The following is a 21376-nucleotide window of genomic DNA, read 5'->3' on the forward strand; positions in this document are numbered from 1 at the left end:
CCCCGCGTGCCGCACGCCCACGGCCCCCCCCCCCGGCCGCGTTCGCGCACGGTCAGCTGAGGGGACGGGGCGGCGGCCCCCCCGGCTGTAGGTCGGGGGGGGCCCCGCCCCGGGGGGGGGCGGGCCACGACCCGTGTGCTCTTCAGCCACTCATGGGGTCAGGCGCCGAGTGCTTGTCGCCCTTGTCTTCGGGCTTGGCCTTCGGCCGCCTCGGGGCGAGGCGGCCCGTAGCGGCTGCTGGCCGAAGCTTGCAGCAGTCACGCGGTCAGGGGACAGGGGGACAGGGGGACCACCGACTCGCCCCGGAGCACGCGTGTCCACCGCGCCACCGTCGACGGGGGCGAGTGCCCGAGGGGTGCCGGACGGGACTCCGGCGCAGGGACGGCGCAGCTGTCAACCGGGCCCCGGGTGCTGGGGTGCACGGGTTCACGCGGACGTCTCCCGCCCGAGCGGGAGGCGCGGGTAAGGTCGGCGTCGTCGAGCGCGACCGGATTGCTCCGCCGGACCGGTCGCCCCATCATCAGAGGGACCTGTGGGGCTTGTGGGCCAGGAGACAGACGACGACCCGGACGCGGCGAGCCGGGCAGTGCTGGAGCTCAACACCGCGATGGCCGGAATCTACGGTGAGGCCCTGGCTGAACGCAGAAGCCGAATGCTGACCGTGATGCCGGTGCTTCTCGCGCTGTTCGACGGTGGCGGCGGCCGAATGCTGCTCCACCGGCCCGGTCTCCCCGCTCTTGAGGCACCCCGGGTACCGGGTGCCTACCAGCACCTGAAGTCACTCTCGCACAGTGCCGTGGCCGTTCACGAACTCGGGGCCCGCCAGTGCCGCGATCCGTCGGCCGACGAGGTGCCGGTCCTGTCGGCGCTGGTCGAAACCCATGAACGCGCCCTCGGTCTCCTGCCCGACCTCGTACTCGCTCCGGCCGTCAGAGAAGCCGCTGTCAGGGTCCTCACCGCGAACCTCGCCTTCCTCACCCGCTTCTGCCTGCCCGGATCGCCGCCCGTCCGTGCCGAGGACCTGGAGGCGTTCGGCCGGACGTGCGCCCCGCACGCCGTCACGCTGATCGAGCAGGCCGCGGCGCTCCAGGTGGCCCACTGGATGGCCGTGGTCGAGCGATGGCGGGAGGAGTTGGGTCCGTCCTGGGAGGACCTGCACGCGGCGGTGAACACCCTGTACGTCACCCGCCAGAAGAACATCCTGTTCACCGTGCTCGCCCAGTTCATGGGCGAGAGGGCGATAGGCGATCGGCTGCTGCTCTTCGAGACGCCCGAGTTCACCACCACACCCGACCGAATGTTGGATCTGCTGGCCCGTGTCACCGGCGATCGGGTTCTGGGGCGCTCCTTCTTCGGCCACAGCCGCGCGATGGACGTGGAAATCCTCGGCGACGGGGCCGTACGAGCCGTTCGGCACGAGGCGCGGCGGCGCGGTATGAAGCCGGTGCTGCCCACCCTGGCTCCGTACGATTCCCACCAGTGGCCCTGGGCCACCGACCCCGTCAGCGGTACGGCACCCGCAGACCTCCGCACGGCTGCCGGCCTCGCTCCACCCCACCCGCCCGACGCGTAGCACCGGCCGACCACGCAGCGGGGCCGGCACCGTCCGACGCACCTGGCTCGGGCGTATGCGTCGTGAGCACGGTGCGGGCAGGAACGGGTTACACCGGTCGGGACGGCCGCCGCCGCCAGTGGCGCCGCCTTCGACCGGAAGGCCGTCAGATCCTCCGGTCGATCCCGGTCGGCTTCCGCCTCTCGCCGTGAGGAGCCGGTCCCGGTCCACCCCGGAGCCGGCTCCTCACGCGTACAGGACGTCCTTGCGCGGCCGGGTCAGCCCAGTCTCAGGTGGTGCAGCATCAGCAGGGCCGCCGCCATGTTCGCCGCGGGCACCTCGCCCCGGGCGATCATGTCCGGGACCACCTTGAGCGGTATCCACTCTCGGCGCGAGGACTCGAAGGCATCCTGCGGGGGGCCGGTCCAGTGCGCCTCGTCGGACCAGTACAGGTGGTGGCGGGCGTCCGTGAGACCGTTCGACGGTTCCACGGTGAGCAGCGGGCGCAGTTCGCCGGGGCGCCAGCCCGTCTCCTCCTCCATCTCGCGGGCGGCGGCCGCCGCGATGTCCTCGCCGTCCTCGACGACGCCCGCGGCCAGTTCCCAGCCCCAGCTGTCGGTGATGAACCGGTGCCGCCAGAGCAGCAACACTTCGTTGGCCTCGTTGACTACGGTGGCGGCCGCCACGGGTCGCTGCCGGATGACGAAGTGGTCGAGGTGGCTGCCGTCGGGGAGCTGGACGTCCGCCAGATTCACCCGGAACCACGGATTCTGATACACATTCTGTTCGCTTACGTTCGTCCACTGCATGGTTCTGCTGCCTTTCGACATGTTGGGGTCAACATGTCAGCAGGCTCGGCTGCCAGAGCGAACGAACGACGGGGCGTCGGCAGAGCTCACAGGGGCACGCGGAGCGCCTCGTCGATGAGGTCGGTGGTCCCCACCGCGTCGGAGCAGCCGCTCGCGGCCAGTTCGCGCCGGATCTGACGCAGCCGGTCGCGCAGCCGCTGGGACTCCATTCCCCGGGCCCTCATCGCCATTTCGGCAGCTGTACCAGCCGCGCGGTCGGGCTCGCCCTGAAGCAACTCGATATGACTGAGCATCGCCAGACGGTGCACGCGCCCCCGGTCGTGCGCCGGGGCGCGCACGGCGGAGGCCGCGTGCTCCCGGGCGGCGGGCAGATCCCCGAGACCGAGCAGCGCCTCCGCCACCTGGACGTCGACCAGGCCCGGCTGGACGTACCCCGTCTCGTCCGGCTCCCGGCCGGAGTGGATCCGGCCCGCCTGGTCCTCGGCCCGCCCGATGCAGGCCCGGGCGCTCGCCGCGTCGCCGAGCCGGGCGTACGCCTTGGCCTGCATGGCGTGCAGATCGGCGGCGAGGGCAGGGGTGATATGACCCCCGGCGGCCCGCAGCGCGGCCTCGGCGAAGGCGATGGAACGGCGGTGGTCGCCGAGGAACAACGACTGGGTGACCAGCAGCGCGATCACATAACCGCCGAGCCCCCGGTCCCCGCTGGACTTGGCGAGCCGCAGCGCCTGGTGGAAGTAGCGCTGGGCGAGTCCGTGGGCGTCGGAGTCGTAGGCGCAGATGCCCGCCACCGCCACCAGCCCGGCGGTCGCCCGGTGCAGGCCCCGGCCGAGCGCGTCGCTGTAGCCGCCGCGCAGCAGCGGCGCGGCCTCCGCGTTGAGGAAGCGGACGATCCGGGACCTGGTCGCGACGCCGCCCGTCTTACGGTACATCTGCTCGTAGTGGTCGCGGGCCGCCTTGAGCATCGCTATGTCGGCCGCGCTCACCCGGCCCGGTCCCGGCCGCGAGACGTCGGTGTCCTCCGGGGGGTTCTCCCACTCCCAGACCGGCATCACCGCCGAAGTGCCGGTGACGGCGGGCACGGCGGCCAGGTGCGGGCGCCGCTGTTCGTCGGAGCGCCACAGGGCGGTGGCCCGCTCGACGAACCCGGAGAGCGAGGCGCCCTCACCGCCGGCGTGCGCCCCCGACCCGGCGAAAGCGCCCATCCCGACGTCGTCGAGCCCGACCGGCCGCCCCAGCCGGCCGGCCAGCACCTCGCAGACCAGGTCGGGCACCTGCCCGCGCGGGCGCTGGCCCTTGAGCCAGCGGGAGACCGCCGTGTGTTCGTACCGCAGGCTCAGCCCACGGGTCAGACCCGCCCGGTTGACGTGACCGGCGAGGCCCGCACGGGACACACCGGCCTCCTCGATCAGGGCTTCGAGCAGGACATTGGGCTCCATCGTCTCCCCAGGTGCGTGTCGCGATGAGCGTAGTGGAGCACGATTCACACGGGGTGTGAACGCAATGCCCGAACCCTCCTGCTGTGCGCTCTGCCGCGCGGGTCCCTGGCTCGGTTGAATGAGCTCTCTCGCAAGAGGCGGCCGGGTCGTCGGCTCCCCCTCACAACGGCCAACGACCCGCACCCGCGCCGTCCGCGCTGCTGACCTGCCCGACACTCCGAGGCAGTGCGGACGGCGCCCGGACCGCACGGACCACTGACCGACGACGAAGGAGGGTGGCTGCGGAACGGGTGTCGGAACCGCGTTCCTCCCGGTTTCGGCTCCGGTTTCGGCGTGTGGTCCCGCTGCCGCTCGGCGGGATGGAGAAGGGGCGTATCCGTCCACCGGATACGCCCCTTCTCAACGCTGCGGCACGGGTTACGCCCCGCGCAGCTCCGCGCCCGTACGCTCGGCGGCCAGGGCCACCGCGCTGTCGCGGGCGGCCGACGCCTCCTCTACGGTCAGCGTGCGGTCGGCGGCGCGGAAGCGCAGCGCGTACGCCAGGGACTTGTTGCCCCCGCCGATCTGCTCGCCGGTGAAGACGTCGAACAGCCGGAGCGATTCGAGGAGTTCACCCGCGCCCTCGCGCAGCGCCCGCTCCACGTCGGCGGCCGGGACGTCCCCGGCGACGACGAGCGCGACGTCCTGGGTCGCCACCGGGAAGGTGGAGATCCGGGGTGCCTGGAGCGCACCGTCGACGGCCCGCTCCAGGACGTCCAGCTCGACCTCCGCGGCGCAGGTCCGCTCGGGCAGGTGGAGCGCCTTGATCACGCGCGGGTGCAGTTCGCCCGCGTGTCCGAAGAGGGTCTCCTCGCCGTCCACGATGACGTACAGCGCGGCACAGCGGCCCGGGTGCCAGGGGGCGTGCCGGTCGGCGCGGACGATGACCTCCACACCGGCCTCCGCGGCGATGGACCGGGCGGCCTCGACGGCGTCCGCCCAGGTCGCCGGGGTGCCCTGGCCCCACCAGCCGGCCTGCTCGCGGGCGCCCGCGAGGACGACGGCGGCGCGGCGCGGCTGACGCGGCAGGGCCGCGTCCAGTGAGGCGATCTCCTCGTCGGTGGGCCGACGGTCGACGGGCAGCCGGACGGCGGCCGTCTCCTCACCCGTCGGCCGGAAGACGAGACCGGTCTCGAAGAGCGCCAGGTCGTGGCTGCCTCGGCCGTCGTTGCGCCGCAGGGCACCGAGGAGGCCGGGCAGCAGCGTGGTGCGCAGCGCCGGCTCCTCGTCGGAGATCGGGTTGACGAGCTTGACCGTGCGGCGGCGGGCGTCGTCCGACTCCAGACCGAGCTGGTCCAGGACCGCCTCGCCGATGAACGGGTAGCTCAGCGCCTCGACGTACCCGGCTCCGGCCAGCACCCGGCCGATGCGGCGGTGCAGCCGCTGGCGGTCGGTGAGACCACGCCCGGAGGGGGGCGTGGGCAGGGTGGAGGGCAGGTTCTCGTAGCCCTCCAGCCGGATGACCTCTTCGGCGAGGTCGTTCGGCTCGTTCAGGTCGGGCCGCCAGGACGGGACGGTGACGATCAGCTCGTCCTGCCCGTAGACGTCGCAGCCGACCTGCTGGAGGCGGCGGACGACGGTCTCGCGGCCGTACTCCACACCGGCGACCCGGTCGGGGTGGTCGGCGGGCATCGCGATGGTGCGCGGCGCGTGCGGCGAGGTGATCTCGGTGACCCCGGCCTCGGCGGTGCCGCCCGCCAGCAGGACCAGCAGGTCCACCGTGCGCTGCGCGGCAGCGGCGGCGGCCTGCGGGTCGACGCCGCGCTCGAAGCGCTTGGACGCCTCGGAGGACAACTTGTGGCGGCGCGCGGTGCGGGCGATCGAGATCGCGTCGAAGTGCGCTGCCTCGATGACGACCTCGGTGGTGAGGGCGTGCTCGCCGTCCGCGTCGGCGATCTCGGTGTTGGCGCCGCCCATGACGCCCGCGAGGCCGATCGGCCCGCGGTCGTCGGTGATGACGAGGTCCTCGGCGTCCAGCACGCGCACCGTGCCGTCCAGCGTGGTGAGCTTCTCGCCCTGCGCGGCGCGGCGCACGCCGATCGGCCCCTCGACCCGGGTGCGGTCGTAGGCGTGCAGGGGCTGGCCGAGCTCCAGCATCACGTAGTTGGTGATGTCGACGGCCAACGAGATGGGCCGCATCCCGGCTTTCTGGAGGCGACGCCGCATCCAGATCGGGGAGCGTGCCTCGGGCTGGAGAGCGGTGACCGTACGCGCGGTGAAGCGGTCGCAGCCGATCGGATCCGAGATCTTGACCGGGTATCCGTACGCGTTCGGCGCGGGCACGTCCAGCAGCGCCGGGTCGCGCAGCGGCAGCCCGTACGCGATGGCCGTCTCACGGGCGACGCCGCGCATCGAGAGGCAGTAGCCGCGGTCCGGGGTGACGGCGATGTCGAGGACCTCGTCGACGAGCTGGAGCAGCTCGATGGCGTCGGTGCCGGCCTCGTGCTCCGGCGGCAGCACGATGATGCCGTGCGTGCCGTCGTCGCCCATGCCGAGCTCGTCGGTGGAGCAGATCATGCCGTGGGAGGTCTTGCCGTACGTCTTGCGGGCGGCGATCGCGAAGTCGCCGGGCAGGACCGCGCCCGGGAGGACCACGACGACCTTGTCGCCGACCGAGAAGTTACGGGCGCCGCAGACGATCTCCTGCGGTTCGCCGGTGCCGTTGGCGGTGCCGACGTCGACCGTGCAGAAGCGGATGGGCTTCTTGAAGCCCTCCAGCTCCTCGATGGTCAGGACCTTGCCGACGACCAGGGGGCCCTTGAGGCCCGCGCCGATCTGCTCGACGGTCTCGACCTCGAGGCCGACGGAGACGAGCTTGGCCTGTACGTCACGGCCGGTCTCCGTCGCCGGCAGGTCGACGTACTCCCGCAGCCAGGAAAGCGGGACGCGCATCAGATCTCCATCCCGAACGGCCGGGTGAACCGGACGTCACCCTCGACCATGTCTCGCATGTCTTCGACGTTGTGGCGGAACATCAGCATCCGTTCGATGCCGAACCCGAAGGCGAATCCGCTGTACTTCTGGGGGTCGACACCGCAGGCGGTGAGCACCTTGGGGTTGACCATGCCGCAGCCGCCGAGCTCGATCCAGCCCTCGCTGCCGCAGGTGCGGCAGGGGCGGTCCGGGTTGCCGACGGACTCGCCGCGGCAGACGTAGCAGACCATGTCCATCTCGGCGGACGGCTCGGTGAACGGGAAGAAGTTCGGCCGCAGCCGGGTCTTCATGTCCGGCCCGAAGAGCGCCTGGACCATGTGGTCGAGGGTGCCCTTGAGGTCGGCCATGGTGAGGCCCTCGTCGACGGCGAGCAGCTCGATCTGGTGGAAGACCGGGGTGTGCGTGGCGTCCAGCTCGTCGGTGCGGTAGACCCGGCCGGGGCAGACCACGTAGACGGGGGGCTTGCGCTCCAGGAGCGAGCGGGCCTGGACCGGCGAGGTGTGCGTACGCAGCACGACGCCGGACTCGTCGCCCTCGGTGACCTTGCCGTCGGCCGTGGTGCCCTGGACGAAGAAGGTGTCCTGCATCTGGCGGGCCGGGTGGTCGGGCACGAAGTTCAGAGCGTCGAAGTTGAACCACTCCGCCTCGGCCTCGGGGCCCTCGGCGATCTCGTAGCCCATGGCCACGAAGACGTCCGCGACGCGCTCCATGATGGTCGTCAGGGGGTGGCGGGCGCCGGCCGGGACGCGGTCGTAGGGCAGCGTGACGTCCACGGCCTCCTCGACGAGCACCCGGGTGTCCCGCTCGGCCTCCAGCTCCGCCTGGCGGACGGCGAGCGCCTTGGAGACGGCTCCGCGGGCCTGGCCCACGCGCTTGCCCGCCTCGGCCTTGGCCTGCGGGGGCAGGGCGCCGATCTCGCGGTTGGCGAGGGACAGCGGCGAGGTACCTCCGGTGTGCGCGGTCTTCGCCTGGGCGAGCGCGTCGAGGTCGCCGGCGGCGGCGAAGGCGGCGAACGCCTCGTCCCGCAGGCGCTCGATCTCTTCCGGTTTCAGTGCCTCGACCTCGACTGGGTCGTACGACTTGTTCGGTGCCGACATCTCTTCCCGTGCTTCCGATTGGCTGGTGGCGCGACCCGGCTCGAGACCGCTGGACGCAAAGGTGCCAAAGGTCGAGTCTAAAGGCCGCAGGACGGTCGGGGAGCCCGCGGGCTGCTCACACCAGGTAGGCGGGCATGCTCACGGGCAGAATAAATCGGAACTCGGCTCCGCCGCCGGGTCCCCGGTCGACGGTGATGGTGCCGCCGTGGGCCTCGACGATGCCCTTGACGATGTAGAGGCCCAGGCCCGTGCCGCCGCGCTTGCTCCCCCGCCAGAAGCGGGTGAAGACACGGCCCATCGACTCCTCGGGGATGCCGGGGCCTTCGTCGCTCACGGTGACAGCCGTTCCCGTCTCGTCGCTCGTCCCCGGCGCGGGTGCCGGGGCGATCTCAATGGTGACGGTTCCCTCGCCGTGGCGCACCGCGTTTTCCAGGAGGTTGCCGAGGACCTGGTCGACCTTGTCGGGATCGGCCCACAGGGCGGGCAGGGGACCCCGGGCCCGGACCCGGAAGCGGTCGGGTGCCTGGCCGCCCGTGATGAGCGCCTGGATGTGCCGTGCCACGGCGGCGGTGATGTCGACGGGCTGGCGGCGCAGCTCCAGCCGTCCGGAGTCGATGCGGGAGATGTCGAGCAGCTCGGCGATGAGCCGGGTGACCCGGCCGGCGTCCGCGTCGACGGTCTCCAGCATCAGCCGTTTCTGGTCGTCGGTGAAGCGTTCCCACTTGGCCAGCAGGGTGGCGGTGAACCCTTTGACGGAGGTCAGCGGGGAGCGCAGTTCGTGGGCGACGGTGGCGATCAGCTCGGCGTGGCTGCGTTCGGTACGCCGACGGGCCTCGGTGCCCCGCAGCGAGACCACGACCCGGCGCACCGGGCCGAGCGGATGCTCGCGTACGTAACGGGCGGAGACCAGCACCTCACGGCCGCCCGGCAGCAGCAGATGACGCTCGGGCTGGCCGCTACGGGTGGCGAGACCGCCGTACGGGTCGGTCAGGGCCCACCAGCGCTTCCCCTTGAGGTCCTCCAGCGGGAGGGCGGCCTCCAGGGGGCGACCGATGGCGTCGGCGCGGGGAGTGGCGGTGATGCGGGCGGCGGCGGCGTTGAAGCAGACGACATGCCCGCTCGCGTCGGCGACGACGAGACCGTCGGGAAGGTCGTCCGGGTCGATACCGGGGGCGTCCTGGCCGAGGCCGTCCGCACCGACCGCCAACCCGTACGGCTCCTCTTCCGCAACGCGCGGTGCGGTGGTGTGCGCCGGTCGCGGCGAGCTCATGCCGACAGCCATCTTCCCGTATCCCCACCTCTCGAACCGGTGCAGTGGGCCCCCGAGTTCGTCACCCTACTAGGCGGCGGTGAATCGGCGACACCCCGTGGGGGCGCGGAGGGGAGTGCGCCGGTGAGAGGGGCGCGGGAATGGCTGGGATCATGTGCTGACGAGCCGTTGGAACGGCGCTGTGTTACGCGTCGGGGGTGCGCCGGGGACGCTGCGCGCGGGCGGAGGCGTACAGGCAGACGGCGGCTGCGGTGGCGAGGTTGAGGCTCTCCGCCCTGCCGTGGATGGGGACGCGTACGACGGCGTCGGCGAGCGCGCGGGTCTCCTCGGGGAGCCCCCAGGCCTCGTTGCCGAAGACCCAGGCGGTGGGGGTGCCCATGGTGCCCGCGTCCAGTTCGTCGTCCAGGTCGTCGGCCCCGGCCCCGTCGGCGGCGAGGATGCGCACCCCGGCGTCCCGGAGACCCCGCACGGCCTGTTCGACGGGGACGGCGACGGCGACGGGCAGGTGGTAGAGCGAACCGGCCGAGGCCCGTACGGACTTGGGGTTGTAGAGATCGACCGAGGCGTCGGTCAGGATCACCGCGTCCGCGCCCGCCGCGTCCGCGCAGCGCAACACCGTCCCGGCGTTCCCGGGGTCCCGCACATTGGCCAGAACAGCCACCAGGGTGGGCTTCGCGGCGAGGATCTCCTGGAACGGGGTGTCCAGGAAGCGGCAGACGCCGATGAGGCCCTGCGGGGTGACGGTCTGCGAGACGTCGGCGAGGACGTCGGCGTCGGCCAGGTGCACCCGGGCGCCCGCGGTGTGGGCGGCCTCGACGATGTCGGCGTACCGGTCGGCGGCCTCGGGGGTGGCGAACAGCTCGATGAGGGTGGGCTCGCCGTCGCCGCCCCGGTGGGCGGCGGCCTCGCGTACGGCCTGGGGCCCCTCGGCGATGAACCTGCGCTCCTTGCCACGGAAGTTGCGGCGGGCCAGCCGGCGGGCGGCGGCGACACGGGGGGAACGCGGGGAGATCAGTTCGGGGGTGCCCATGGTCGGCGGCGAGCCTCTCTGCGTACGGCTGTGGCGGTGTGGGGTGTCGTCGGCAGGACTGTGCCGTCGACGGGGCAACGCACCGGACCCGCAGGCGGCGTGCGCCTGCGGGTCCGGTTCGCGTACCTGGAAGGGGGTGCCTGGATCAGGCGGCCTTCGGGGCGTTGACGTCGCTCGGGAGGGCCTTCTGAGCGACCTCGACGAGGGCGGCGAACGCGTTGGCGTCGTTGACCGCGAGCTCGGCCAGGATCTTGCGGTCCACCTCGATGTTGGCGGCCTTCAGACCCTGGATGAGGCGGTTGTACGTCATGCCGTTCTGGCGGGCAGCGGCGTTGATGCGCTGGATCCACAGCTGACGGAAGTCGCCCTTGCGCTTCTTGCGGTCGTTGTAGTTGTAGACCAGGGAGTGGGTGACCTGCTCCTTGGCCTTGCGGTACAGGCGCGAACGCTGCCCGCGGTAGCCCTTGGCCGCCTCGAGAATTGCCCGGCGCTTCTTGTGGGCGTTGACTGCCCGCTTGACGCGTGCCACTTGTTAACTCCTTGTAGCGGGGCCGTGGGTGTCTTCACACGGCCCGGAAACGAATTGGTCCCGGTGTGATCGAGGTCGCGCCTCCGGGGCGAGCCGGAGGCCGAGCCTCACTTGCCGAGAAGCTTCTTGATCTTCTTGGCGTCGGCCGGAGCCACGACGACCGTGCCGGTCAGCGAGCGGGTCTTCTTGGACGACTTGTGCTCGAGCAGGTGGCGCTTGCCGGCCCTCTCGCGGAGCACCTTGCCGGAGCCGGTGATCTTGAAGCGCTTGCTGGCACCGCTGTGCGTCTTGTTCTTCGGCATCGCGCCGTTCTCTCCTCGTCAGTGGCGCCCCTCACGGTGCCGGGCACCGGACTGCAGGGACGTCAGATCTCTATGGGATTCCGGGGGGACCCGGGGGCGCCTGGATGGCGACCCCCGAAGGTCACGCCTCGGAAGGTGTCTCGGCCGGAGCCTCAGCCGGAGCCTCGGCCGCTGCGGCCGGAGCCTCAGCGGTGTGGTCCTCGGACGGTGCGTCGGTCGTGCCCTGACGCTCCGCCTTGCGGGCGGCCTGGGCCTCACGGGCCTCGGCCATGGCTTCGGTCTTCTTCTTGTGCGGGCCCAGAACCATGATCATGTTCCGGCCGTCCTGCTTCGGGTTGGACTCGATGAAGCCCAGGTCCTCCACGTCCGAAGCGAGACGCTGGAGCAGTCGGAAGCCCAGCTCGGGACGGGACTGCTCACGACCACGGAACATGATCGTGATCTTGACCTTGTCCCCCTGCTTGAGGAACCGGACGACGTGACCCTTCTTGGTGTCATAGTCGTGCGGGTCGATCTTCGGCCGGAGCTTCATCTCCTTGATGACCGTGTGCGCCTGGTTCTTGCGCGCCTCACGGGCCTTCATGGCCGACTCGTACTTGAACTTCCCGTAGTCCATGAGCTTGCACACGGGCGGACGGGCTGTCGCCGCCACCTCGACCAGGTCGAGGTCATACTCCTGTGCGAGTTCCAGGGCCTTGGCAAGCGGAACGATCCCGACCTGCTCGCCACTGGGACCGACAAGTCGGACCTCGGGAACGCGAATCCGGTCGTTGATGCGGGGCTCGGCGCTGATGGATCCTCCTCGGTAGCACCACGCGACCGCCTGGCGGACAGCCGCGTAACGTCTTACTAATGTCAAGACCAACCGAGCCGGAACAGCAAAAACGCCCCGGACGGGACACAGGCGGGGCTCCAAGAACTACCGGAGCACCGCGCGGTCAACCGCGGGGCGCATCGAGCGGCTCCATCGTCCGTACGGAACGATGGGGACCGCCTGACCGGTGACCCGCCGTCCGGTGAGGACAGCCAGGTGGGAGATCGGAGCCTCCACTTGTGGGCCGGGCACATAGATGTCCGGCCGGTCGTTACACAAGGTTAGCAGCCCGGTTGCGGGTGCGCTAATCCTGCGTATCGCCCGCTGTCGCCCGGCACCCGACCCGGCGCCCCGAAGCGCCATCCCGCGCGCGGGAGGGCGATGGCCTGGCCTTATCGTGTGGGCATGAGTGACGCGACCCCCAGCACCGAGAACCCCGGCTTCGACGACATGGCCCGCGACATCGCGGAGGTCCCCGCGGTCGAGGTGATCGTGACGGTCGCCGTCAACCTGATGAGCGCGGCCGCCGTGAAGCTCGGCCTCACCGAGGAGGGCGAGGAGCACAAGGACCTCGACGAGGCCCGCAAGCTGGTCCAGGCGCTGGCCGGGCTGCTGGACGCGAGCGCCACGGAGATCAGCACCTTCCACGCCTCGCCGCTGCGCGACGGCCTGAAGTCGCTCCAGCTCGCCTTCCGCGAGGCCTCGCTGGTGCCGGACGAGCCCGGACACGGCCCCGGCGAGAAGTACACCGGCCCGGTCTACGGCTAGCAGCCGCCCCCTCCCCGTACGCCAGGAAGCCCGCCGTCCCCCGTGGGGCGGCGGGCTTCCGCGTGGGTGCGACGGGGACGACGCCTCAGACGGCGTCCTCGGTCTCCGCGGGCGGGACGTTCGGGTTGGGGTGGGTGAGCCGGTGGGCGTAGGCGGCGATCGCTCCGCCGACCAGGGGCGCGACGATGAACAGCCAGAGCTGGGAGAGGGCCGCGCCACCGGCGAAGAGCGCCGGGCCGAAGCTGCGCGCCGGGTTGACCGACGTGCCGGTCAGCGGAATGCCCACCAGGTGGATCGCGGCGAGCGCCAGGCCGATGGGCAGCCCGTCGAAGCCGGTGACCGCCACCTTGTGGGTCACCGCGAGGACCACGTAGACCAGCAGGAACGTCAGCACGACCTCGGTGAGGAACGCGCCGCCGATGTTGATGCCGACGGCCGACCGGTCGTCGTAGCCGTTGGTGCCGAACTCGCCGCTGGTCTCCAGGCCCGGGATCTGCTTCGCCAGCAGGAACAACAGGGCCGCTCCGACGATCGCGCCGAGGAACTGTGCCACCCAGCGTTCGACGGCCGCACGGATGTCGATCCGGCCCGCCATATACATGCCCAGCGTCACCGCGGGATTGACATGACAGCCGGAGATCGGGCCCAGCGCATAGGCCAGGGCGAGGAGGGTGAAGCCGAAGGTGAGGGCGATGCCCACCGTGCCGAGGTAATCGACGGCGACCACCGCGGACCCCACGGCGAAGAACACCAGCAGCAGAGTGCCGAGGAACTCTGACGCCACGATCCGCTTCTGCATGGAACCACCTCGCGAGCTTGATCGGTTGGTCGGATTTCTCCGAGTTTCCGATCATTCTCACGGCGGCGGGCGCTGGGCGCGCGTCGGGCCGGTGTCGGCCGACGCATCAGCGAGTGAAGAGAGGCTCCCCCGGCAAGGCCGTACCGGCGGGGAGAACGGCCAGATCCAGGCCGCTCACCAGCCGGGCCCGCAGCACCTCGCTGGCCGACAGCGCGCGGGCGATGCGGCGGGCCGCCTCGGCGGGCACCGAGTCCGGGGCGAGCACGAGCGCGAGGGTGCCGTCCGCACTGCCGGGCCCGAGGTGGGCGCGGACCACGGCGGGATCGGCGGCGACGGCGTCCCGTACGGCCTCGATGACCGCGGGATCCTGGAGCGGGTCGATGCTGGTGCGGTTCTCGGCGAGGGCCAGGAGCGCCTGCCCGCTCAGCTCGAAGGCGACGGGCCCGGCGAGGTCCAGCACGAGGGTGTCGGCCTTCTCGTGGGCGGCGGCCTGGAGCGCCTGGTGCAGCGGTACGGCGACGGGGCGCGCCTCGGGGTCCCAGAGCGCCAGCGCCTCGGTCGAGGTGAAGGCGGGGAGCGCGCGCCGGTCGCCGGCCCGGAGGGTGGGTACGGCCATGTCACTGGTCTTCTCGCGCCGGAGCCCCTTCTCGTCCTCCTCGACCTCGCCGAGCACGGCGACGACGGGGACCAGGAGCCGGGCGTCGCGCAGCGCCGTGAGGACCGGGCCGACGGCGCTCCGGTCGCGGGACCAGGCGTCCAGGGCCCTGGTCAGGGCGGGGGACGCCGAGCCGTCGTCGTCGGAGAAACCGGGGTCCGGAATGTTCTTGAGCTCCACGGGACGAGGGTAGTGCCTGGCTCCTCGCGGTCTGCCCGCAGGTCGGGCCGGGCACGGAGCGCCGCGCCCCGCCGGGGCCGGGAGCGGAGTCCAGCGCTCCGCCGTCGAGGGCCTGGGGGGGCGGGGCTCAGCGTTCCGTCGCCGCGGCCAGCAGGGCGTGCGCCTCGTCGCGTGCGTGGGCGACGGGGTCCGGGAAGACCTTCAGTCCGTGCGCGACCAGGGCCCCTTCGTGCAGCAGCATGAGCGCCCGGCCCAGCCGGTCGGCGGCGTCGGGGCCGAGTCCCTCGACGCCCCGGGCGAGCCGGGTGAACAGGTCCAGCATCCACTGCTTCTGGCCGGTGATGACCGCGTGCGCCGGATGGGACGGGTCGCTGATCTCCGCATGGGCGTTGACCATGCTGCAGCCCTTGGAACCGTTGTCCGACATCCAGGAGCGCGAGGCGTCGAAGACGGCCAGGATCCGGGCGCGGGGCGCGGGCGGCGCGGTGTCGAGGCGTTCGGCCAGGAAGGCACGCCAGCGTTCGTCGCGGTCGGCGAGGTACTCCACGACGATCTGCTCCTTGGAGCCGAAGCGGTCGTAGAGGGTCTTCTTGGTCACCCCGGCCTCGGCGGCGATCAGGTCCACCCCGACGGCGTGGATGCCCCGGTCGTAGAAGAGCCGCTCGGCGGCCGCCAGTGCCCGTCGCGCGGCGGGCGTCATGGTGATCCGTCGCAGCTCCTTCGAAGTACCCATGCCGACGAGTATACCGATCTGTATAGTCGAGCGGGCAGGTATACCGATCTGTATAGCGAGGTGCGTCATGAACGTCCTGCTCCCGGTCGCCTTCGTGCTGTGCTGGAGTTCCGGGTTCATCGGGGCCAAGCTCGGCGCCGGCAGCGCGTCCGCCCTCACGATCCTGATGTGGCGGTTCCTGCCGCTGACGGTCGTCCTGGCCGTGGTCGCGGTGACCGTCGCACGCGCCTCCTGGCGGGGCCTCGGCGTACGGGACGTGGCCCGGCAGGCGGTGATCGGCGCGCTGTCGCAGAGCGGCTATCTGCTGACCGTCTACTACGCGATCCAGCTCGGGGTCTCCACGGGCACCACGGCCCTGATCGACGGGGTCCAGCCCCTGGTGGCGGGGGCGTTGGCCGGACCACTGCTGCGGATACACGTCACCGCCCGGCAGTGGCTCGGCCTGTGCCTGGGGGTGAGCGGAGTCGTCGTGGTCACGACGGCCGACGCCTCGGCCGCCACCGGGGTGGCCGGGTGGGCCTACCCCCTGCCGTTCATCGGCATGCTGTCGCTGGTGGCCGCCACCTTCCTCGAGAGCCGTTCCGCCACCCGGGTGGCCCCTTCGGTGTCGCTGACCGTCCACTGCGCTGCCAGCACCGTGGTCTTCACCGTGCTCGCCGTCGGCACGGGGACCGCGCTGCCGCCCGCCGAGCTCGCGTTCTGGGGCGCGGTCGGCTGGCTGGTGGTGCTGTCCACCTTCGGCGGGTACGGGCTGTACTGGCTGATCCTGAGGCGCTCGGGCGTCACCGCGGTCAACACGCTCATGTTCCTGATGGCCCCCGTCACGGCGGTCTGGGGAGCCCTGATGTTCGGGGAGCCGTTCGGCCCCCGGACGGTGCTCGGCCTGGCCCTCGGCCTGGTGGCGGTGGTCGTGGTGCACCGCGGGGCCGCCCCGCGCGGCAACCGGCACACCGGCGATCCGGCCCGGGATCCGGCCGCGCGCGAGCGGTCGGACGCGGAGTGGGGGGCGAGACGGTGATCGGCGCGGGCCGGTCCGGGCCCCCGTGCGCTCAGTGGCGTCCGGGGGCGTTCCGGCCGCGCCACAGGACGACGGCCGCGGCCAGCAGCGCCGCGCCGAGTCCGCCGGCGAGCGGGGCGGCCCAGTTGGCCGTCGCGTCGGCGGTACGGGCCGGGGCCGGGCCCGCGCCGAAGTACCGCCCGCGGTGCCCCGCCGGGGCGGCCTTGGCGTCCAGGTCGGCCGGGCGCAGCCGGGAGCCCGCCTCGATGGCCTCCGCCGGGTCGACGATGCCGTAGCCGCGGGCGTCGTCGCGGCCCTGGGCGGGGGCGTCGCGGGCGGTGTCGGCGAGGAGCTTCTTGATCTGGGCCGGGTCGAGGCCGGGGTGGGCGGCCCGGACCAGGGCGATCGCGCCGGAGACGAACGCGGCGGCGGCCGATGTGCCCCACTCGATGTAGTAGTGCCCGTCCGGGTTGGCGACCACGATGTCGACGCCGGGGGCGCTGACCGTGGCGTACCAGCGGCGGGTGGAGAAGGAGGCGTGCGTGCCGTACTCGTCGACCGCGGCGACCGCGATCACCCCGGGGTAGGCGGCGGGATAGGAGATCCGGTCCCCCTTCTCGCCGCCGTTGCCGGCCGACGCGACGACGGGGACGCCCTTGGACAGGGCGTACTGGATGGCCGCGTCCTCGCCGGGGTCGGGGTGGGCGGACTTGCTGTCGTCGCCCAGGGAGAGGTTGATGACGTCGGCGCCGTTGTCCGCGGCCCAGCGGATGCCGTCGGCGAGGGCGGTGCCGCGGGACTTGCGGGCCTTGGCCCGGGCGGGGTCCTTGGACTCCAGAATGACCCGGACCGGCAGGATCCGGGCCTCGGGGGCTATGCCGAGGATGCCGTCGGAGCGCTCGGGGCCGTTGCCGCGTCCGGCGATGATGCCGGCCATCGCGGTGCCGTGCAGAGCCCAGGAGGAGTCGCCGCGGGCGGCGCCGAAGCCGACGAGGTCCTTGCCGGGGAGCACCTGGCCCGTCAGGTCGGGGTGGGCGTCGTCGACCCCGGTGTCCAGGACGGCGACGGTGACGCCCTGGCCCCGGGTGGTCTCCCAGGCCCGGTCCGTGTGCATGGCGTCCAGGGCCCACTGCTGGTCGCGGATGGCGTCCGCGTGGGCGGGCGCGGCGGGGATGAGCGCCAGGACCGCGGCGGCGCAGACCGCGGCGAGGACGCGGGGGGATCGTCGGGTCATCCGGGCGGCTCCGTGAGTTCGGCGACGCTCGTTCGCAGCCCGCGCTCCACGCGTTCCGCGATGCCCTTCGCCTCGTGGCCGAGCCCGGCCTGGGCGATGTCCGTCGAGGCTCCGGACTCCATGGCGTCCGATGCGGGCTGCGGGTCGGCGACGGCGCGCCCGTCCGCGAAGCCGGAGACGGCGAGGACGACGACCGGGATCTCGCTGAGCGGGTTGACCGTCCAGCTGGCGCGCTGCCCATCGCCGAAGGAGGCCGCAGGCGTGCCCTCGGGAGCGTACGAGCGGGGCATGAGGTCCTTGCGCGCGTCGAGCCTCTGTTCGGTGAACCGGGTGCGCAGGGCCCGCATGCCCGGGGCGTCGGCCTCGGTGAAGACCAGGCCGACGGTGGTGACGGCGGAGCGGGTGGCGTCGGTGTAGGTGGCACGCACCAGCCGTTCGCAGCCTACGGAGCGGAGCGTGGTCAGGAGCAGGGGGTCGAGTCCGCCCTCGCACGTGCTGTCGGCAGCGACGGCGATCCGGGTCCAGGTGCGGTGGGTACCGCCGGGGCCCGCACGCTCGCCCTGGAGGGCGCGCGGGAACAGCGTGTCGACGGGGACGCTGTGCCAGGCGCCGCGTGCGGCGGTGTACGGGTTCCCGGTGGTCTCGGCCGAGGAGTCACCGGTCAGCCAGGCTCCGGTGACCGCCCCGCCGATCAGCCCGAGGCCGAGCACGACGCAGGCGGTGGCCGCCGCGGTACGCCACCGCTGCCGGGGGCGGATCGGCCGCAGCCGGGTGGTGGTCTCGGCGGGTGTCTCCGGGTAGCCGTAGCGGACCGGTATCCGGTAGCCGCCGGGGGGCGGCGGAACGGCTCCCGGCGCGGGCGTCAGATCGACGGCCCCGACGGGTCTGCGCCGGGTGGCGGGCGGCGGACCGGGAAGCGCCGGGCTCGCGGAACGTCCTGAGGGCGGGCCCGGGTGCGCGGGGGGCGTGGAGGGCGGCGCGGGTGCGGCCGCCCTGGCAGGCGCGGGCCGCTGGGCCGGTAGGGCCTGCGGGCCAGGAGGGGCCGACCGGGCGGGAGCGGCCGGTGCGACCTGCGCGTCCGGGGCGGCCGGACGGGCGGACGTCGCGGGTGCGACCGGCGGGGGCGGGACGGCCGGACGGGGGGAAGGGGCCGGTGCGGCCTGCGCGTCCGGGGCGGCCGGACGGGCAGGAGTCGCGGGTGCGGCCGTACTGGCCTGTGCGGCCTGCCGGGCGCGAGCTGCCGATGGGGCCGGGCGGGCCGGTGGGACGGCACCGGCCGCCAGAGTGAAGCGGGTCGGCGGGGCCTTCGGGTCCGGTGCGGCCGGTGCGGCCGGTGCGGCCGGTGCGGCCGGTGCGGCCGGTGCGGCCGGTGCAGCCGAACGAACCGGCGGGGACTGCGGGGTCGGGGCGACCGGGCGGGGCGGGGAGAGCTGCTGGGACGGAGCCGGGGCCGGGGCCGCTCCCTGCGGGGCCGGAACCGGCGGGCGGGCCGGTGCGGCCGGAGCCCCCTGCGGGGTGGCCGTCGGTCGAGCCTGCTCAGGCGGTGCGGTCTGTGAGGTGGGCGGGGGTGTGGAAGCCGGCGCCGAGGGAGCGGGAGCCGGGCCCTCGGGAGGAGTGGTCGGGCGGGGCGGCACAGGGGCGCGCCGCGCTTCGGTACTCATCCGGCCCCCTGCTCACACGTCCTCGTACCGACCACGGATCACCGCCGCTGACAGGCCCGTTGGTGCTCGCGTGCACGTCACTCTACGGGCTGCGGGCGGGCGGCGGGGAACGGGACGCCCCGGCCGACGGACGATCTGTCCCGATCGTCCCCCTACCCAGCCTTGACGGCTCTCTGGCAAGCTGCGGCCATGACTGCCCGCGCCGCTGACCGGACCCGCTACAACCGGGCCACCGCCCATCTCGACGCCCCGATCGCGATCGTCGATCTTGAGGCGTTCGACGCCAACGCCGACGATCTGGTGCGGCGGGCGGCCGGGAAGCCGGTCCGGGTGGCGAGCAAATCGGTGCGGTGCCGGGCCCTGCTGGAGCGGGTGCTCGCGCGTCCCGGGTTCGCCGGGATCATGTCGTACACACTGGCGGAGTCGCTGTGGCTGGCGCGGGCCGGGTTCGAGGACGTACTGCTGGCCTACCCGTCGGCCGACCGGTCCGCGTTCGCCGAGCTGGCCGCCGATCCCAAGCTCGCCGGGGCCGTGACCGTGATGGTCGACGACCACGCCCAGCTGGAGCTGATCGACGCCTCCCGGGCGGGCGGTCGGGAGGAGATCCGGGTCTGCCTGGAACTGGACACCTCACTGCGGATGCTGGGCGGCCGGGTCCGGATCGGGGCGCTGCGCTCACCTCTGCGCTCCCCCGCGCAACTCGCCGAGCTGGCCCGCTCGGTGGCCCGCAGACCGGGCTTCCGGCTGGTGGGCCTGATGGCGTACGAGGGGCATGTCGCGGGGGTCGGCGACGCGCTGGCGGGCCGGCCGCTGCGGTCACGGGCCATCCGGCTGATGCAGTCGGCCGCCCGCAAGGAGCTGGCGGTGCGCCGGGCCGAGGTGGTGCGGGCGGTCCGGGCGGTCGCCCCGGACCTGGAGTTCGTGAACGGCGGCGGCACGGGCAGCGTGCAGCACACGGCGGCCGAGACCGCGGTGACGGAGATCGCGGCCGGTTCGGGGCTGTACGTGCCCCGGCTGTTCGACAACTACAGGTCGTTCACCGGCCGGCCCGCGGCCCTGTTCGCGCAGCCGGTGGTGCGCCGGCCCGGCGTGGGCGTGGTGACGGTGCTCGGGGGCGGCTATCCGGCGTCCGGCGCGGCCGGCGCCGACCGCTCGCCGGTGCCGTATCTGCCGGAGGGGCTGCGCTACGACGCGCAGGAGGGCGCGGGCGAGGTCCAGACGCCGCTGCTGGGCTCCCCGGCCGACGACCTGCTGATCGGAGACAAGGTCTGGTTCCGGCACGCCAAGGCCGGGGAGCTGTGCGAGCGCTTCGACGCGCTGCACCTGATCGAGGGCGACCGGGTCACGGCGAGCGTTGCGACATACCGGGGCGAGGGACAGACCTTCCTCTGACCCGGACCGGACGGGCAGGGGCCTTCGACCCCGGACGGGCAGGGGCCCCAGGGGCCGATCGACGCGCCTATGCCACCGCTCGACGCGCTGTCTCCGAGCGGCGGATGCCCTGGGTGATCGTGTCCGTCAGGGACGGCGGCAGGCCGGCTACCTCCGCGTCGGGGGTTCACGGGGTCGGCAGGGTTCGCGGGGTCAGGCGTCCCGGCCGGTCAGGGACAACAGGTCGCGGGCGGGGCCGGTGGGGCGGTGGCCGCCGGGCCAGACCGCGCGCAGTTGGCGGCGCAGCCGTATCCCCGCGACGGGGACCCTCACGAGGCGGCGGGACGACAGCTCCTCGCCGAGGGCGAGTTCGCTCAGGACGCAGGGGCCGGCACCGCTCTCCGCCGCGCCCTTGACCGCCGTGGTGGAGGAGAGTTCCAGCAGGGGCTGGGCCAGTCCGCCGTGCACGGCGAGCGCCGCGTCCAGGACCTGGCGCGTGCCGGAGCCGTGTTCGCGCAGGATCAGCGGGGTGGCGGCGAGTTCACCGGGCAGCAGCGGGGTGCGGCGGCGGGCCCAGGGGTGGCTGGGGGCGACCACGACGACGAGGCGGTCGTGGGCGATGACGGTGCCGTCGAGGCCCTCCGGTATCGACAGGCCCTCGACGAAGCCGAGGTCGGCCTCGCCGGTGACCAGGCGGCGGGCGACGGCCGCGGAGTTGCCGACGAGGAGTGAGACCGCGGTGTCCGGCCGCTCGCCGCGCAGGGCGATCAGCCAGCCCGGCAGCAGGTACTCGGCGATCGTCATGCTGGCGGCGACCCGCAGCCGGGAGTCGCGGCGGTCGCGCAGCGCCTGGGCGCCGGCGTCGAAGGCCTCCGCCGCCTCGACGACCCGGCGCGCCCAGTCGGTGACCAGTGCGCCCGCGTCGGTGAGCCTGGAGCCTCGCGGGGAGCGGTCCAGGAGGGCGACGCCGAGCTGTCGCTCCATGGACCGGACGCGGCTGGAGGCGGCGGGCTGGGTGATGCCGACGTCCCGGGCGGCCCGCCCGAGGCTGCCGTGCCGGGCGACGGCGAGCAGCAGTTGCAGCGCCCCGAGATCAGGGACCCGGTGGGAGAGGGGGATGTGGGGTGCGTGTGCGTCGTCGCCGGCCATAAAGCCAGCTTATGACC

19 protein-coding genes are annotated in these 21376 nt (G+C 73.1%); 4 read left to right on the forward strand and 15 right to left on the reverse strand.

All coding sequences use genetic code 11. The features are described 5' to 3' along the window. The first annotated feature begins 541 nt into the window (after window positions 1-541). Entirely contained in the window at window positions 542-1573 is a 1032-nt protein-coding gene (locus ACZ60Q_RS35255; protein ID WP_469641653.1) for a hypothetical protein, read from the forward strand. A 257-nt stretch (window positions 1574-1830) separates the two neighbouring features. Here the strand turns inward: ACZ60Q_RS35255 and ACZ60Q_RS35260 are convergent, their stop codons facing one another. The 9 genes from ACZ60Q_RS35260 to infC all read right to left on the reverse strand — a co-directional run bounded on the left by ACZ60Q_RS35260 (window position 1831) and on the right by infC (window position 11857). Beyond that, window positions 1831-2361, reverse strand: coding sequence for an NUDIX domain-containing protein (locus ACZ60Q_RS35260; RefSeq protein WP_469641654.1), 531 nt, complete (start codon window positions 2359-2361; stop codon window positions 1831-1833). An 86-nt stretch (window positions 2362-2447) separates the two neighbouring features. After that, entirely contained in the window at window positions 2448-3797 is a 1350-nt protein-coding gene (locus tag ACZ60Q_RS35265; RefSeq protein ID WP_469641655.1) for a transcriptional regulator, read from the reverse strand. 417 nt (window positions 3798-4214) lie between these two features. Beyond that, window positions 4215-6728 carry a phenylalanine--tRNA ligase subunit beta gene (pheT, locus tag ACZ60Q_RS35270; RefSeq protein WP_469641656.1) on the reverse strand — a complete coding sequence of 838 codons (2514 nt, stop codon included), beginning with the start codon at window positions 6726-6728 and terminating at the stop codon, window positions 4215-4217. Beyond that, window positions 6728-7867 carry a phenylalanine--tRNA ligase subunit alpha gene (pheS, locus tag ACZ60Q_RS35275; protein ID WP_469641657.1) on the reverse strand — a complete coding sequence of 380 codons (1140 nt, stop codon included), beginning with the start codon at window positions 7865-7867 and terminating at the stop codon, window positions 6728-6730. Before pheS ends, pheT begins: the two co-directional genes overlap by 1 nt. Window positions 7868-7982: 115 nt before the next feature. Beyond that, window positions 7983-9149: a sensor histidine kinase gene (locus tag ACZ60Q_RS35280; protein WP_469641658.1), complete on the reverse strand. Its 1167-nt coding sequence runs from the start codon at window positions 9147-9149 to the stop codon at window positions 7983-7985. A 172-nt stretch (window positions 9150-9321) separates the two neighbouring features. Further along, window positions 9322-10167 carry a TrmH family RNA methyltransferase gene (locus tag ACZ60Q_RS35285; protein ID WP_469641659.1) on the reverse strand — a complete coding sequence of 282 codons (846 nt, stop codon included), beginning with the start codon at window positions 10165-10167 and terminating at the stop codon, window positions 9322-9324. Window positions 10168-10312: 145 nt separating this feature from the next. Further along, on the reverse strand, window positions 10313-10696 hold the full coding sequence (rplT, locus tag ACZ60Q_RS35290) for a 50S ribosomal protein L20 (RefSeq protein WP_007457565.1): 384 nt from the start codon (window positions 10694-10696) through the stop codon (window positions 10313-10315). Between the two features lie 107 nt (window positions 10697-10803). After that, a complete protein-coding gene (gene rpmI, locus ACZ60Q_RS35295) occupies window positions 10804-10998 on the reverse strand; it encodes a 50S ribosomal protein L35 (protein WP_003970213.1) in 195 nt (64 codons plus the stop codon). Window positions 10999-11119: 121 nt separating this feature from the next. After that, complete coding sequence (gene infC, locus ACZ60Q_RS35300) at window positions 11120-11857, reverse strand: translation initiation factor IF-3 (RefSeq protein ID WP_469641660.1); 738 nt, start codon at window positions 11855-11857, stop codon at window positions 11120-11122. Window positions 11858-12217: 360 nt separating this feature from the next. Here infC and ACZ60Q_RS35305 point away from each other — a divergent pair, with 360 nt between their 5' ends. After that, window positions 12218-12580 (forward strand): DUF1844 domain-containing protein, encoded by a 363-nt coding sequence (locus ACZ60Q_RS35305; RefSeq protein WP_469641661.1) that lies wholly within the window; start codon window positions 12218-12220, stop codon window positions 12578-12580. An 85-nt stretch (window positions 12581-12665) separates the two neighbouring features. Here the strand turns inward: ACZ60Q_RS35305 and ACZ60Q_RS35310 are convergent, their stop codons facing one another. The 3 genes from ACZ60Q_RS35310 to ACZ60Q_RS35320 form a co-directional block, all read right to left on the reverse strand. After that, entirely contained in the window at window positions 12666-13379 is a 714-nt protein-coding gene (locus ACZ60Q_RS35310; RefSeq protein WP_469641662.1) for an MIP family channel protein, read from the reverse strand. Between the two features lie 106 nt (window positions 13380-13485). After that, window positions 13486-14214, reverse strand: coding sequence for an SseB family protein (locus ACZ60Q_RS35315; RefSeq protein WP_469641663.1), 729 nt, complete (start codon window positions 14212-14214; stop codon window positions 13486-13488). A gap of 127 nt (window positions 14215-14341) precedes the next feature. After that, a complete protein-coding gene (locus ACZ60Q_RS35320) occupies window positions 14342-14947 on the reverse strand; it encodes a TetR/AcrR family transcriptional regulator (RefSeq protein WP_469641664.1) in 606 nt (201 codons plus the stop codon). 67 nt (window positions 14948-15014) lie between these two features. Between ACZ60Q_RS35320 and ACZ60Q_RS35325 the strand changes: the two genes are divergently transcribed. After that, on the forward strand, window positions 15015-15965 hold the full coding sequence (locus tag ACZ60Q_RS35325) for a DMT family transporter (protein ID WP_469641665.1): 951 nt from the start codon (window positions 15015-15017) through the stop codon (window positions 15963-15965). Between the two features lie 31 nt (window positions 15966-15996). On the opposite strand, the gene mycP is transcribed toward ACZ60Q_RS35325, so the two are convergent. Both mycP and ACZ60Q_RS35335 read right to left on the reverse strand, forming a co-directional pair. Next, the gene (gene mycP / locus ACZ60Q_RS35330) at window positions 15997-17178 is read right to left on the reverse strand and encodes a type VII secretion-associated serine protease mycosin (RefSeq protein ID WP_469641666.1); all 1182 of its coding nucleotides are present in this window, start codon (window positions 17176-17178) and stop codon (window positions 15997-15999) included. Then, window positions 17175-18044: a hypothetical protein gene (locus ACZ60Q_RS35335; RefSeq protein WP_469641671.1), complete on the reverse strand. Its 870-nt coding sequence runs from the start codon at window positions 18042-18044 to the stop codon at window positions 17175-17177. The genes mycP and ACZ60Q_RS35335 overlap by 4 nt, the downstream gene beginning before the upstream one ends. Window positions 18045-19028: 984 nt before the next feature. On the opposite strand from ACZ60Q_RS35335, the gene ACZ60Q_RS35340 reads away from it, so the two are divergent. Continuing rightward, window positions 19029-20231: an amino acid deaminase/aldolase gene (locus ACZ60Q_RS35340; RefSeq protein WP_469641667.1), complete on the forward strand. Its 1203-nt coding sequence runs from the start codon at window positions 19029-19031 to the stop codon at window positions 20229-20231. Between the two features lie 192 nt (window positions 20232-20423). Here ACZ60Q_RS35340 and ACZ60Q_RS35345 read toward each other — a convergent pair whose 3' ends face one another. Then, the gene (locus tag ACZ60Q_RS35345) at window positions 20424-21359 is read right to left on the reverse strand and encodes a LysR family transcriptional regulator (RefSeq protein ID WP_469641668.1); all 936 of its coding nucleotides are present in this window, start codon (window positions 21357-21359) and stop codon (window positions 20424-20426) included. Window positions 21360-21376: the final 17 nt, after the last annotated feature.

Source organism: Streptomyces sp. NPDC104313, from assembly GCF_055583985.1.